The organism is Lactiplantibacillus brownii (assembly GCF_031085375.1).
GTDB classification, from domain to species: domain Bacteria; phylum Bacillota; class Bacilli; order Lactobacillales; family Lactobacillaceae; genus Lactiplantibacillus; species Lactiplantibacillus brownii.
On sequence record NZ_JAVCWF010000001.1, the window covers coordinates 2,172,190 to 2,187,053 of the forward strand.

At 43.1% G+C, this 14,864-nt stretch carries 14 protein-coding genes; 4 read left to right on the forward strand and 10 right to left on the reverse strand.

Going from position 1 to position 14,864, the window contains the following annotated elements:
* Positions 1-71 precede the first annotated feature (71 nt).
* Positions 72-974, forward strand: coding sequence for an RluA family pseudouridine synthase (locus RA086_RS10290; protein ID WP_308703704.1), 903 nt, complete (start codon positions 72-74; stop codon positions 972-974).
* 65 nt (positions 975-1,039) lie between these two features.
* Here the strand turns inward: RA086_RS10290 and asnS are convergent, their stop codons facing one another.
* From asnS to RA086_RS10310, 4 genes are all read right to left on the reverse strand, one after another.
* Positions 1,040-2,431, reverse strand: coding sequence for an asparagine--tRNA ligase (asnS, locus tag RA086_RS10295; protein ID WP_308703705.1), 1,392 nt, complete (start codon positions 2,429-2,431; stop codon positions 1,040-1,042).
* Positions 2,432-2,909: 478 nt separating this feature from the next.
* A complete protein-coding gene (locus RA086_RS10300; RefSeq protein ID WP_308703706.1) occupies positions 2,910-5,276 on the reverse strand; it encodes a phosphoketolase family protein in 2,367 nt (788 codons plus the stop codon).
* 203 nt (positions 5,277-5,479) lie between these two features.
* Positions 5,480-6,310 carry an alpha/beta hydrolase gene (locus tag RA086_RS10305; protein ID WP_308703707.1) on the reverse strand — a complete coding sequence of 277 codons (831 nt, stop codon included), beginning with the start codon at positions 6,308-6,310 and terminating at the stop codon, positions 5,480-5,482.
* 498 nt (positions 6,311-6,808) lie between these two features.
* Positions 6,809-7,534, reverse strand: a complete 726-nt coding sequence (locus tag RA086_RS10310; protein WP_308703708.1) for a GntR family transcriptional regulator — start codon at positions 7,532-7,534, stop codon at positions 6,809-6,811.
* Positions 7,535-7,657: 123 nt separating this feature from the next.
* On the opposite strand from RA086_RS10310, the gene ybaK reads away from it, so the two are divergent.
* Together ybaK and RA086_RS10320 are read left to right on the forward strand one after the other, a co-directional pair.
* Positions 7,658-8,164, forward strand: coding sequence for a Cys-tRNA(Pro) deacylase (gene ybaK / locus RA086_RS10315; protein ID WP_308703709.1), 507 nt, complete (start codon positions 7,658-7,660; stop codon positions 8,162-8,164).
* 4 nt (positions 8,165-8,168) lie between these two features.
* Complete coding sequence (locus RA086_RS10320; protein ID WP_308703710.1) at positions 8,169-8,954, forward strand: hypothetical protein; 786 nt, start codon at positions 8,169-8,171, stop codon at positions 8,952-8,954.
* Between the two features lie 68 nt (positions 8,955-9,022).
* Here the strand turns inward: RA086_RS10320 and RA086_RS10325 are convergent, their stop codons facing one another.
* From RA086_RS10325 to RA086_RS10340, 4 genes are all read right to left on the reverse strand, one after another.
* Positions 9,023-10,924: a serine hydrolase gene (locus RA086_RS10325; RefSeq protein WP_308703711.1), complete on the reverse strand. Its 1,902-nt coding sequence runs from the start codon at positions 10,922-10,924 to the stop codon at positions 9,023-9,025.
* A 272-nt stretch (positions 10,925-11,196) separates the two neighbouring features.
* Positions 11,197-11,850 carry an HD domain-containing protein gene (locus RA086_RS10330; protein WP_308703712.1) on the reverse strand — a complete coding sequence of 218 codons (654 nt, stop codon included), beginning with the start codon at positions 11,848-11,850 and terminating at the stop codon, positions 11,197-11,199.
* A gap of 9 nt (positions 11,851-11,859) precedes the next feature.
* Complete coding sequence (locus RA086_RS10335) at positions 11,860-12,609, reverse strand: LytR/AlgR family response regulator transcription factor (protein ID WP_308703713.1); 750 nt, start codon at positions 12,607-12,609, stop codon at positions 11,860-11,862.
* A 194-nt stretch (positions 12,610-12,803) separates the two neighbouring features.
* Entirely contained in the window at positions 12,804-13,331 is a 528-nt protein-coding gene (locus tag RA086_RS10340; RefSeq protein ID WP_308703714.1) for a DUF1836 domain-containing protein, read from the reverse strand.
* Positions 13,332-13,478: 147 nt separating this feature from the next.
* Between RA086_RS10340 and RA086_RS10345 the strand changes: the two genes are divergently transcribed.
* Positions 13,479-13,832, forward strand: coding sequence for a hypothetical protein (locus RA086_RS10345; protein WP_308703715.1), 354 nt, complete (start codon positions 13,479-13,481; stop codon positions 13,830-13,832).
* A 140-nt stretch (positions 13,833-13,972) separates the two neighbouring features.
* Here the strand turns inward: RA086_RS10345 and RA086_RS10350 are convergent, their stop codons facing one another.
* Entirely contained in the window at positions 13,973-14,392 is a 420-nt protein-coding gene (locus RA086_RS10350) for an Hsp20/alpha crystallin family protein (protein ID WP_308703716.1), read from the reverse strand.
* Positions 14,393-14,419: 27 nt separating this feature from the next.
* Positions 14,420-14,758 (reverse strand): hypothetical protein, encoded by a 339-nt coding sequence (locus RA086_RS10355; protein WP_407659062.1) that lies wholly within the window; start codon positions 14,756-14,758, stop codon positions 14,420-14,422.
* Positions 14,759-14,864 lie beyond the last annotated feature (106 nt).

A 14,864-nucleotide genomic window follows, 5' to 3' on the forward strand; every position in this document is an offset into this window, starting at 1 on the left:
AACGTGGGACAACCGGCGCTGCTTGGCTTTTTGTTCCATTCCCTTTTTGACTAAGAAAGCTGGTATTTTAGATGCACTGGACTTATCGCCTTACTATCCCAACGGCCTTTGCTAATTTCACCGTCAGAGCTTGTCTGCAACACTGGCTCATTCCTAAACGTATCCAAGGCCAACTCCGACAAGGTCGCCGGCTTTGGGTCAATAAAGTGCCCGCTTCGGTTGCCACCATCGTCCACCCTGCTGACCAGCTTACTTTAGACTTTATTCCCAGTGACTTTCGGACCCCGATTTCAAGTTACCAACCGGATTCAGCCGCAACCGTGCAGCTCTTATATCAGGATTCAGAGTTACTGGTCGTCAATAAACCCGCCGGCGTTAAATCCCATCCGAACCAGCCTGGTGAAGTCGGATCCATTTTGAATCATCTGGCGGCTTATTTAGCACCGACTGGGCAAGCCCCTTACATGGTTCATCGTCTCGATCAAATGACCTCTGGTGCCATGTTAGTGGCCTTGAACCCAGTTGTGGTTCCAATTCTAGACCGCCTGATCAGTGATAAACAGATTCATCGGACTTATTACGCGTGGGTCCGGGGACATTTTGAACAGGCGCAAGGCAGTTTTTCAGAACCGATTGGGCGCCATCCAACTGACAAACGTAAACGCTGGATCGATGTCCCTGAAGCACAACCAGCGTTAACGGATTATCGTGTCATCCAGACGACTCAGCAACAGAGTCTCGTAGAATTAACGCTACAAACTGGTCGCACACACCAACTACGCGTCCATTTGGCGGCTAATGGTCATCCAATCATCGGTGATCCACTGTATGATCCGCAAGCCGGAAAAGCCCCACGATTACTATTACACGCCATCCGGTTGCACATTCAACGACCATTCAGCACCGCGTCTATCGACGTTGAAGCGCCATTACCAGCAATTTTTAAAGCCACCGATCAAATTGATCAATTTTAACCAAAAACTGCGCTTAACCACCCCAAATCTAGGGTAGTTAAGCGCAGTTTCATTAAATTCAACGATTAGAAATCAGCGTTTCCGGGTGTCCGTGGGTAAGGGATCACGTCACGGATGTTTTCCATGCCAGTCACATACATCAATAGTCGTTCAAACCCGATACCGAAGCCGGAATGAACGGTTTCACCGTACTTCCGAAGTTCCAAGTACCAAGCATATTCTTCTGGTGGCAACTTGTAGTCCTTAATCTTTTGAGCCAGTTGAGCCTGACGTTCTTCACGTTGACTACCACCGACTAATTCGCCAATTTCAGGAACTAACATGTCAACGGCAGCGACAGTCTTGCCATCACCGTTATCGCGCATGTAGAAAGCCTTAATTTCTTTAGGATAGTCAGTAATGAAAGTTGGCCGTTTGTAGACTTGTTCGCACAAGTAACGTTCATGTTCAGCTTGTAAATCTAAGCCCCAATAGACGGGAACGTCAAACTTAACTGGCGCTTGCTTCAATTCTTCAATAGCTTCGGTGTAAGTAATTTGCGCGAATTTTTCATCGACAGTTTGATGCAACCGTTCGAGCAAATGTTCGTCAACCGAGCTGTTCAAGAAGTCTAATTCATCCTTGGCATGTTTGAGCAAATAGTTTACCACGGACTTCAACAAAGCTTCGGACGTCACGATAATATCATGTAAATCCGCAAAAGCCATTTCAGGTTCAATCATCCAAAATTCGGAAGCATGCCGTTGCGTATGAGAATCTTCCGCCCGGAACGTTGGACCAAAAGTATAAACATTCCGTAAAGCTAAAGCAAAGGCTTCTACTGGTAATTGACCGCTGACAGTTAAGTTGGTTTCCTTCTTGAAGAAATCTTCATGATCGTCAACTTTGCCATCCGCCGTCTTAGGTAAGTTGTTCAGATCAAGCGTGGTGACCCGGAACATTTCGCCTGCGCCTTCGCTATCACTACTCGTAATAATTGGTGTGTTAACATACGTGAAGCCATTTTCTTGCAAATACTGATGAATCGCAAATGCCGCCAATGATCGAATCCGGAAAACTGCATAGAACGTATCCGTCCGAGGCCGCAAATGGGCCATTGTCCGCAAGTATTCATACGTATGCTTTTTCTTTTGTAGCGGATAATCGTTGTCGGATGCCCCTTCAACGTCAATTTCAGTGGCATGCAATTCCAACGGTTGTTGGGCTTTAGGCGTATAAGCGACCGTCCCAGTTACCTTGATCGTAGTACTCAATGGCAACTTTTTCAGGTCGTCATAGTTAGCCATGTCACTCGTCATTACGATTTGGACATGCTTAATGGTTGACCCATCACTTAATTCAATAAAACCAACCCGTTTTGACCCACGGACCGTTTTAACCCAACCGTGTAAGACAACGGTCTCGTCTTCGGCAAACTGTTTGTCGCCGAATAAATCCTTTACTAAAACTTCTGTCATTCTGATCTCCTCCTATGACAACTAAAAAAAGAGCCTACCTCCCTAATCACTAGGGACGAAAGCTCTTTCCGCGGTACCACCCAAATTGTTTTTAATTCAAAACCAACTTTAATAAACGTCCAAATAGACGTTCCGCATGATAACGTGTCGGTTACGGCTCAGCCTACTCTTTAAGATTTCAGCCAGCAACAAAAACGGGGTTATCCAAACCGGGCAGTTGACTAAGCTTTCACTATCCTTAGCTCGCTATGCACTGGTGCCGACTTGGCGTTGACCGTTTCAATTCTTTTTAGTTTTATTTAACTTTTGTCAGAGTATCACAAATAGCGCTGAAATACAACTCATGACAGGTGTACCGTCACAGGCTAAAGCGGCTTCACAATTAAGGATATGCCCGGCAACATAAAAACTGCGACCATCAACGGGCACACCTCGTTGATTGATCGCAGTTTAATCAGCTTAATTTAATGACCCAGCTTTATTTCAAGCCTTTCCATTGCCAGTCGTTAACTTCTGGCAAATCGGTCCCAGCATCACGAATATAAGCATTGTGCTTAGCTAACATGTTGTCCATGTCTTGAACAAAGGCTGCTCCTTGATCTTCCATCGCTGGTTGTGCAGCAATCGCAGCTTTGGCAAGATCGAAACGATCCATTTGATTCATGACCCGCACATCGAATGGTGTCGTAATGTCACCATTTTCACGATAACCGTGTACATGCAAGTTGTGGTTGTGACGATCAAAGAAGATGTCACGAACCAAATCTTCATAACCGTGGAATGCAAAGACCACTGGCTTGTTCTTAGTGAAGTAATGATCGAATTCTTCATCTGATAAGCCACGAGGATCCTTCTTAGGACTCCGTAACTTCAAGAGATCGACCACGTTCACAAAGCGAATCTTCATGTCTGGGAAGCTGGTATGCAACAATTGGATTGCTGCTAAAGCTTCCAGAGTTGGTTCCGTCCCAGCAGAAGCAAAGACGATATCTGGTTCGCTATCTTGATCGGTACTTGCCCAATCAATGATACCAAGGCCATTATCAACTAATTGTTTGGCTTCTTCAATACTGAACCATTGTTGACGTGGATGCTTTGAAGTAACCACATAGTTAATCTTTTCTTGGCTTCGGAAAATAACATCCCCAACGGCTAACAGCGTATTGGCATCAGCTGGCAAGTATTCACGAATATATTCAGACTTCTTTTCAGCCAAATGTGTCAAGGCACCAGGATCTTGATGGGTATAACCATTATGGTCTTGTTGGAAAACAGTTGAAGCCGCAATAATATTCAATGACGGGTACTTTTTACGCCAATCAAGTTCGTTGGCTTTCCGTAACCACTTGAAGTGTTGGGTCAACATTGAATCCACGACCCGCAAGAAGGCTTCATAACTCGCAAATAACCCATGACGTCCAGTTAAGACATAACCTTCAAGCCAACCTTCCGCTTGGTGTTCAGATAATTGTGCATCCAGAACACGGCCAGCAGGTGCTTCATATTGGTCACTATCTGGATGGATATCTTCCAACCATTGACGATTAGTCACTTCAAAAATACCATATAAGCGGTTAGACATGGTTTCATCAGGGCCAAACAACCGGAAGTTGTTCGGGTTCTTCTTGATGACATCACGAAGATAATCTGACCAAACAATCATATCTTGTTTAACATCCTTACCACGGTCAGAAGTATCGACCGCGTAGTCCCGGAAGTTAGGCAAGTTCAACGCTTTAGGATCGACCCCACCATTGGTAATTGGGTTAGCCGCCATACGACTTTGACCTGTTGGGATAATTGATTTAATGTCATCTTTTAAGGTGCCATCTTCATTGAATAATTCAGTTGGCTTGTAAGATTCCAACCAATCAACCAAAGCATCGGAATGTTGCATATCATTTTGGTCAACAGGAATTGGAATTTGATGGGCCCGGAATGAGCCTTCAATCTTATCGCCATCCCATGTCTTAGGACCAGTCCACCCTTTAGGTGCCCGGAAGACAATCATTGGCCAAGTTGGTAAGCTTGGATCATTGTTTTCACGCGCATGTTTTTGAATCGCTTTGATCTTTTCAATCGCTTCATCCATGGCTTTTGCCAAGATAGGATGAACTTTTTTAGGATCATCGCCTTCAACAAAGATTGGTTCCCAGTTCATGCTTTCGAAATATTGCTTGATTTTAGCATCTGAAGTTCGGCCAAAAATAGTTGGGTTAGAAATCTTGAACCCGTTTAAGTTCAAAATTGGTAAAACTGCCCCGTCATTAATTGGGTTGATAAACTTCGTAGATTGCCAAGAAGTGGCTAATGGACCCGTTTCGGATTCCCCATCACCAACGACTACCGCTGCAATTTCATCAGGATTGTCTAAAATAGCCCCAGTCCCATGTGAAATTGAGTAACCAAGTTCGCCACCTTCGTGGATTGAACCTGGCGTTTCGGGTGCGGCATGTGAAGCGACCCCACCTGGGAATGAGAATTGTTTGAATAGCTTCTGCATCCCTTCTTTATCCTGAGTAATCTCAGGATAAATATCGGTGTAAGTCCCATCCAAGTATGAGTTAGAAACCATGACTTGGCCACCATGACCGGGACCTTCAACGTAAAACATCTTTAAGTTATATTTATTAATAACCCGGTTTAAATGGGCATAAATAAAGTTTTGCCCGGCAATCGTACCCCAATGGCCGATTGGATGGACTTTAACGTCGTTAGGTTTTAATGGTTGTTGTAATAATGGATTATCTTTTAGATAAAGTTGACCTACGGATAGGTAGTTGGCAGCACGCCAATACTTGTCAACTTCTTGCAAATATGCTGGTGATGAGTAATCTGTAGCCATATTCAAAACACTCCTTAATTTGCTTAAAATTATTATCTGTCTGTAACTGACATCGTTTACAAGTACTATCTTAACAGGTTGATTTTAAAAATCAACCTTTTTGTTAATTGGAACGGTCCAATTTGTTAATCGAACGTTATATCTGATAAAAAGAACCAGTGTCCACCTTAGAGCAGCACCAGTTCACGTCATGACAAAAAAATTTATTTAATATGACCGGAATTTAAACCAACTGCCTGTGACGTCAATGGCAACCAGTTTAATGCCCGTAATAAATAGCGATCCCAAAAGTCCCACTCATGATTCCCTGGTCCCGTCTCATAGACGTGTTCAATCCTCCGTTGTGTCAAGAATTGATCAAAATCGTCATTGACACCTTTCAAATCATCCTCGGTACCAACTGCCATATAAATTGCGGGTAAAGTCACCTTTTCAGCTAATAAGCGCGCAATTAAAACTTTAGGATTGAGTTCCGAGCGGCCGGCAGCTGCCAAATCAGGGCCAAATACCTGTTGCTGATAGGCCGTCGTTTCAGCGAACCATGCCGGTTTAGCAGGTAACTTTTCCATTCCTGGTCGAATTAATAATCCCGCTGACAACATAATGATCGCACCAAAAGTCTCATGAAACCGTAAGCCGTTATAAAGTGCACCATAACCGCCCATCGACAGGCCACCAATAAACGTTTCATCGCGTTTTGACGATAATGGAAAAGTTCGCCGCGTAAACGCTACCAATTCTTGACCAATAAAATGACTATATAGCTCAGTTGACCAGGCGTGATCCGTGTAGAACCCATTTTCACCAGCTGGCATGACCACCGCTAAATTGCGTTCATCCGACCAACGTTGAATCCGCGTCCCAGAAACCCAATCCACTTCACTACCCAGTATGCCATGCAATAGATACAACGTTTTAAACGGTCCTGTTGGTGTCTGGCCTTGTGCATCCACTTTATCTGTAGGTAGACAGACTAGCAACGGCACGGTTCGATGCAACGACTGCGACATAAAATTCATTCTGATTAACGCCATTTGATTAACTTCCTTCTAAACTACTTCAATTCTCTTTGCCGACCACTTTGTTTTATACCGCCAAACGTGCTCAAGCTAACTGTGTCTTGCGCTTAGCTATCATATTTACAAGTATCTACTTAGCTTGCCGTTCCGGTTGGTCTGGACTGATGCTGGAACGTGGTGGCCACGTTTGTGAGCCAAAGGGCGGTCTCACAAGCCGGGCTTTCTCTAAGCTGGAAAATCACCAGCAAAGAGAAATTTCACCACTGAGCATCATCCAGCCCACCCTGCACTAAACAGCAATTCTAATATCAATTGACCTCTCGTTGATACTGGTTTAATGAATGTTCACTTGTTAAATCGCTATTTGACGTCGGAGTTGACCAGCTCGTTTGCCCTGCAGACCGTTTTTTGGCTGCAGGTCTGCCTCACAGCAAACGTGCTGGTCAACGGAAACGGACAATCAACGAGCTATTTCAATAAGATATGAGTCACAACGCATTTCGCAGACTGATCTTACTGCTCCGTAGAAACAAACGTGGTGTACTTCATATACTTATAATGCAACCGCATATTCGAAACTTCAAATGGCGTTCCCTCATCAAGAAAGAAGATTCCACTCATGACACCGACCGGCTCCGTTGGCTTTAAAGCCAATAATTTCTGGTCTTCAGCCGTCGAAACGTCCGCTGAAATCGATAAGAATGATTTCGTCACCGCTGACTTCAAAGATTCTTGCACATATGTGAAAATTGATTTGCTGACAATTTCTCGATTGAGTTCTGGAACGAGCTTTATGGGAATATAGCCAGTTTCAATCATAAACGGCTGATTGTCTAGCAATCGCAACCGTTTAATTTCGTAGACAAATTCGTCAGACGCCAAAAATAAATCCTGTTGCAACTCTTGACTTGCAGGAATGACCTGAAAGTCTAATAATTGAATACTAGGTTGGGCGCCCTCGGTATTCAAACTATCTGTAATGCCTAAATTGGTTCCTTCGTATTTAAATGAAGATTGATTTTTAAGATATAATGGGTTAATAAATGTTCCTGAACCCCGTTTTTTAAAAATCAGGCCTTGATTCGCTAAAACGTTAAGGGCCCGCTTAATGGAACTGCGGCTGACTTGATATTGTTCACTGAGGCTGCGCTCATCTGGTAATTTTTTATCTGCAAATTCATTGGCCATGATGCGCTTGTTCAGGTCGGTGATTACTTGTTGATAAACTAAATCTGCCATCACGATTCCTCCTCTACTTTAATTTCTTACCTAGAGTATAGCAGAAATTTTGTGGTTTGAGTGAATTGCACCGGTCCATTTTAAAAATTGGAACGTATATTTTATATTGTGAGGATGAAAACTATGTCAAAAAAACGTAAAAATAAAGATGGCTTAGGCAAAACGCTAGTCGAAAAAATTCTGGATAAGGCTAATATTAGTTATCAACAATACGCCTTCCCAACTAAAACCGAGGGCGATGTTGAACAACTTCAAGTTGATCACCTCGGTGTAGACGAGCATCATATTTATAAAACCTTGGCTTTAATCGGCAATAAAACAGGACCTTTAGTCGGTGTTTTGCCAATTGACGAACATTTAAGCTATAAAAAATTAGCTAAATTATCCGGCAATAAAAAGGTTGGTATGATTCCATTGAAAGATCTAGAACGGACGACCGGTTATGAACACGGCGCCAATACGCCAGTTGGCATCTGGGAAACCAAAAAGTTTCCAATTTTCCTAAATGATAGTGCCAAGAAACAAGGTCAGATCCTGGTTTCTTCTGGCAAAATTGGCCGCTCAATCGAAATTAATGCTGATGATTTACGCAAACTCGTGCATGGGACTTTCGGCGAAATAACGGAGTGATCATTTGGAACAATTTATTTGGAATTGGTTATTAGTCCTCATTAGCCTGTTGGGTTTACCCGCCATATTTGCTTGGGGACTGACCACCGTCAACCGGCACACTAAAGCAAATCTCGTCAATCGTTATGGCATCAATAGTCAAGTTTATCTGGGCTGTTTAGGGATTGTGATCCACGAATTGAGCCACTTAATCATGGCAGTCATCTTTCGTCACGGCATTCAGTCAGTACGTCTGTTAAAGTTGCCACATCTCAACCAAACGAACGGCGCCGATGATGACTTGGTCTTGGGCTATGTCAACCACACTTGGAGCCAAGCTAGTTTCTATCAAAGCATCGGTAACCTGTTTATTGGCGTTGCACCAATTTTTGGCTGTACGGCGAGTCTGCTAGGCTTGGACGCCTGGTTATATCCCGGATTGGCTCAGGCGATTTTTAAAATTGCCGACCATCCGTTTGATCCTGACTGGGCCGGCAGTTGGCTCGCCCTGACCACGAATACGAGTAGTTGGTGGCAATTGTTGCTGCTACTTTTCCTGACAATTCTGATCGTCATTGGCGGCTTTGATCTTAGCCCGGCGGATTATCAAAATAGCTCATTAGGACTGGTCACCATGTTAATCTTACTCACCGTTGCTACCGCCATTTTTTCGATATTTGATCAGCATGCTGGTCAAATATTGAGCGTAATTACTTCCTTTGGGTTCACCGTTGGATTGATACTAAGCTACTCACTCATCGTCTCGCTCATTATTATGTTTATAACCAAATTACTACCGCTTAGACGATAAAAGGTCTGTGATTGCTCAACATTCAAGTAATCACGGACCTTTTTGCAACTTATTTTCTAACTACTAAATCACTTAACCGTAAACTTATCATTGGCGACAGCGGCAAGTTGCTCAACTAACTGAATACCACTAGCCATCGACGGATCATTATTCGTGTAAATCGCCATCAATGCCCCGTCTGTTCCAGTTTTAGTGGTCACAACCTGTCCAATACTATTAACAGCCCAATGACCTTGATCATCCGCATTAAGCCAGCCATTTTTCACCGCATAGCTCGTAGCACCCTTGGAGATTCCCCAAGCCTGATCCGTCTCAACATTGTCCAACAATGATTTCGCATACTGTTTTGACTTTGTCGATAAGTAAGTCGACTCACCAAATATCGTTTGTAACAGCTTAATTTGGTCAGTGGCGGTCGTCTTGGTCAGCCCCCAGTGTGACAAATCAGCTTGACTGTGCTGCATATCGAGATTTTGATAGAGTTGATTAAGTGCTTGATTACCCGCTAAAGCATCTGCAAGCAAGGCATCCGTCGCATCGTTATCACTTTCCTCAATCATCTTGGCTAAGTTGGCTTTATCAGTTGCCGTTAAAGTCAATTTTCCTTGATCACGGAGATGTAAAATTTGAACTAAAACGCCGACTTTTACCGTGCTGGCACCAACATAACTTGTCGTTGCAGGTTGATTAGAATAGGTCACCAATTGCTTAGTCTTGAGTGAATAAACCGCAACACTGATCTTTTCGTGCGACGTCAGGCCAATTTTTTCCCAAGCACCTTGAAGCATCGTTTGAGAAACTGTTGGTGCTGCTTTGGTGGTCTTGCTGGTCACTTTGGTCGCAGCATTAGCCTTAGCTTGCCGAAAATCTCCTAGCGTGTTGGCTTGATAAATTGAGAAAGAACCTAAGATAGTAATCAAAATAGTACTCAATAATAGCAAGCCTTGTGTTTGACGCCGCGGTGGCACTTGAAACCGGGTTCGCAACCGATCAAGCTGTTTAAATAACCACAGATCTAAGCCCGTCAAGCCAACGGTTAAAATAACAACTAGCACCCAATTTAAAATACTTTGTGGCTGAATCAAAATTTTTAATGGCCAGAATAATAAGTAAGCTAAACTAACCACACGAAAGAAATTTGGCCGCGGTTGGTCAAGCGTCTGTAATGCTTTGTTCAAAGCATACACGATGCCAGCAGACAAGAAACTAGTGATCACTAACACAACGATACGCCAAATAGGTGACTGAACTGATCCTAATAGTAATCCGGTCGACAACAACACGAGTAAAAGGCCAATAGTTAGCGTTTTGGGCTTCACCACCTGCGCTTCAAAACTCGTTTGTTGACGACGTTGTGTAAATCCAATCGCCAACAAGCTCCCTAAAGCAAACGGTAACAAGAAGAATGCTGTCGCTAAACGATTCGGCGCAGTTAAAGCGCATCTAATCGCCCAAAATAGGCCAGCTACACTAGCACTACCAGCCAAAGTAATCATTGCGGCCGTCAGTGTCTTTTGTAATCTTGGTCGTGCAAATATCAGCGCTACCAATCCCCAAAGTAAATAAAACTTGAAGTAAGCCCAAACTGGCCACAGGTTAAAGAACAGATTATCAAACCCATGATGCCCAATCACCGTAGCGCTAAAGAAAGTCAGTGCTGGCTGGATTTTCGTTGCGAACAACCCGTTCAAATCATGATTGATCACTAAACTTGACCCAGCTACCACCACTAACAAAAACAAGAGTCCCTGCAGCATGAAAGTTAACTCATTGATGATGACCATCCAGAGTGAGCGCTCGGTCTGCTGATGACTGCGAAGTAACAATCGTTGCGTTAATAAATAACCCAACATACAGAATACCAAGGTAAACCCAATTAATTCCCCATTATAATTACCCATTAGCCGACTAATACTAACTAATAATAATCCGTATAAACCTAACTCATGCCATTTTGTAAGATTCAACATGAGCACCTCATTGAATTGTTGATTCATTTGAAATAGCTTTAGTTGTTAGTCCCAATCACGCGGTAAATATAGGTTCCAACACCATCACTTTTCAAATCAAGCTACACCAATTCATATTTCGTTTATTATAAATTCTTTTATAATAATAACATATCTCATTCATCTGAATCCCGATACGACTTTACAGTTTCATGTCAAAATTTGTACAAAAAAAAGCGCGTCAGGTAAAAACCAGGCTCGCAATTTGTGTTTCAACTCGAAACAGGGTCATTTTAATGATCATCTGCCGCCCATTCAGCTTTGAACTGGGTGACAAAGCGCCGCATCACTTGTGTTCGTTGATGGGCTAATTGTTGGGCTGTCGTGGTATTCATTAAGCCTTCCAGCTTAAATAACTTTTCGTAAAAATGATTAATGGCCGTACCAGGCTCTTGGCGATACTGAGCCTTAGTCATATTCTCACGCGGGGCAATTTCGGGGTCATAGATTTTTTCGCCCACATGCCCTGAATAATACAGTGCGCGCGCAATCCCGATCGCCCCAATCGCATCAAGCCGATCAGCATCTTGCACGATTTGTCCCGCCAGTGACAACTTTTGCGCGCCAGCTAAAGATTTACTAAACGACATATGGTCAATAATATCAAAAATCGCTATTTGATCCGCCGGTGTCACGTGAATGACCGTCAACTGGTCCGCTAAAGCCTGATGGGCCTTAATTGGATCAGCCATTAACTTGTCATCAATCACGTCATGTAACCAGGCCGCCGCAATCGTCAGCGGTAAATCAGCCTGTTCCGCTTTAGCCAGTCGCGTGGCTAATTGAACAACGCGTTGTAAGTGGTCAGTGCCATGCCCACTGTGATCCTGTGCCAAACGCTGTAACGCGTAAGTTCTAATCTTTGATAATTGCGCATCCGTTATCATCTAATCATCCTATTCCTGAGTTTGATAATAAGCGCGCAACTTTTTGATCGTGCCACGACTAAATGAAAGCCGATCACCGTTCATCATCGTAATCCAACCCTTATTAAAATCAATCGTCACGATCTTGTCCAAGTTAAGCGCGTAGCTTTGGAAATCGTTGAAAAATCGGCTATCGCCAAGTTGTTCTTTGATCGTACTGAGGTTTTTATGCACCAAGTAAGCTTGGTGCTCCGTCACAATTCGCGCCGTACGTAGCCCATGAACTTTTTCACAATACACGATATCCGTTAATTTTAACTTTAACAATAACGCCCCACTGTGTAAACTCAAAGTCGGTTCTGGGGCTTCATTCAGGGTGGTAAGTCGCTTCTTGATGACGGTCAACACTTCGCGCACCCGCGGCACGAATTTGGCTTTATTAAAGAGATCCATCTTTGAAATAAACCCAGTGGGGGTCGTCATGGCACTCAAAGTTTCAGGCAACATATCATCGCGCACTGAAACATACACGATAAATCCATCAGGATCGTAATCGCGAATTTTTGTTGCTAATTCAATACCGTTGGTGGCCTGTTTTAACACAATATCCAAAAAATAGATATTAGGGCCACTGGTCATCTTCACCGCTTGTAGGACATCGTCAGGCTGCCAGACTGACGCCAGTTCGTAATTAAAATTTAACTCATCAAGCTGGGCGGTAATGATGTCGGTTAACCAGAGACGTTGTTCTTCCTGATCGTCACTGATAAACACCTTCATATCAATCACTCTTTCTCATGGTAAACAAGCCTCACTAACAATTAGTGGGGCAAAACATTTACCTGCATTCTGATTCAATTGTTTGCAATCGACTGTAATACTCTTTAATCATACTAAATCAAAATCGTTCCGGCAACTAAAAAAGAGACCTTGGCTCAAATTTAGTTATCAGCCAATAAGTCTCCTATTCAATCTTACTTTTCAATTTGGGTTGGCCGAATTTGTGCTTGATTCAATCGCATCAGCTCATCCGTCCTTAATTTATCCACAATCAACTGTGAGGCAGCCGTCGTTAAACTCCCACTTAAATCTTGGTCAGAAACACGTGTCGGCTCATCCAAGTGATGCAACCGATCGACCAACGCCTCAATAAAACTATCGTAAGCGCGTTTCGGATACCCAGTAGCCGTCACTTGATCAATCCCCTGGCGAATCATGTCCAGTGGATAACTTGGTTTCAACAAACTAATCACAATAATATCGGCCAATTGCATGATCTGATACTTTTTCTTGACCGGCGATAAAATGACCTTATGTTTCACATAATTATTAATCATCGCAGCCGTTACGGGATCAACCCCCAATGGCTGTAGTGTTTCGTTAATCAATAATAAAACTTGATCCATATATAAATCAAAATTAGGTAATTCCGTCCATTTTGGCAGAATGACTTTATTCATTCGATGCCGCCAGTCTTCATAAGTTTCCGTTGTCGTTGTCATGGGTAACCCCTCCTCAACTCGTTACCATCATTATATACAGATTAGCTAGTCATGTAAACTAGATTTCCTTGTAAATAGCATTAATAGCGGAATATGTTATCATTTATAGGTCGATTTAAATTTAATAGAAAAAGTGGTGCCTTAACAATGTATGAAATGACTAAGAAACACCGAACTGGCGACGACGTCAAAGAACTTATCCCCCAACCCGTCATTGATGGTCTATGGGCGCGCCTGAATCAAATGCGGAAAGATAAGTTACTCATCGACGCTAGCATGGCAGTGATGTTTAGCGATGATTTTGAAGATGAAAAAATCTTCTTCATGACGCTACAAAAAGAAGGCGCCTTTGCCAATGAATACGAATTGGCTTATGATGGCCCGAAAGACTTCCTCGGTAAAGGCACGATCGTCATCTTCAAGGATCGGCCTAAAACCATCCAAATGAGTATTTCCGCCGCCAACAAAGAAGCGGAAACAACGCCTGACGCCGCTAATTAACCAGCAACAGCGTTTTAAATCCCCAATGATTGCCAACAACTCGCAAGCTATTGCGTTGTCGGCAATCTTTTTTTACAAAAAAATACCACCCACGATTGTTATCGCAAGTGATATCCTTCATAGTCTATTAGAATTAATGACTACTGAATCGTAATCTTGCCGGCGTCATCCGCAACCTTTTTAGGTAAAGTCACGGTGAGCAAGCCATCGTTATAGTGAGCCTGAATTTGATCTTTCAGCACATTCTTAAACGGAAAGTGCCGGGTCAAATCTTCAGCGGGACGCTCCCGATGTAACATCCGACCGTCATCATCACGGTCAGGACCATCCGTCGGTTGCGCTGCTTGAATCGTCAAACAATCGTCAGCATATCGTACCGTAATCGCATCTTTATCATAACCGGGTAATTCAGCGGTCACCGTATAATCCTCATCATGTTCAACAACATCAGTCTTCATGATCAAATGAGCGTTCAAAACGGTCGTCACTTGACGATGAGCCCGTTTGAGCATTGCAACTGGTAATAAGTCGTCGAAACGACTAAATAAATGCTGGCGCATGTTTAAGCCCCCTGTAACAAATTAGTTCTAGTAAGCCTCTTGGTGAATTGTTTTGGCAAGCAAAGCCAAGGCATGGTCACGTGTACCGACTCGATCCATATCAAAGATAATGGAATCAATGTCGCCACCCTTAAAATCAAACTGCTCGAAATAGATATATGGATCTTCACCTTCGACCTTTAAAAAGCTGGCAATAATTTTCTTGTCAAACCCTTCGGCCCATTCTTCATCATCCATCTGTTTAAAGTCTTCCCGAGTAACATACCCATTGGCACGGATTAAATCCATAGCCTTCTTGACATCGCTGTCCTGAATAACCAATTTCTTCGAATCCTCGTGAATCTTAGTTTTCGTTTCTACTGGCATCACACAAGATCTCCTTAACTTGAAGTAACTTCAGTTTAGCACCATTCCATGAAAACGTTAAACATCTTTATCTGATTGCAAATTATAGTAACTATCCTTATAATAA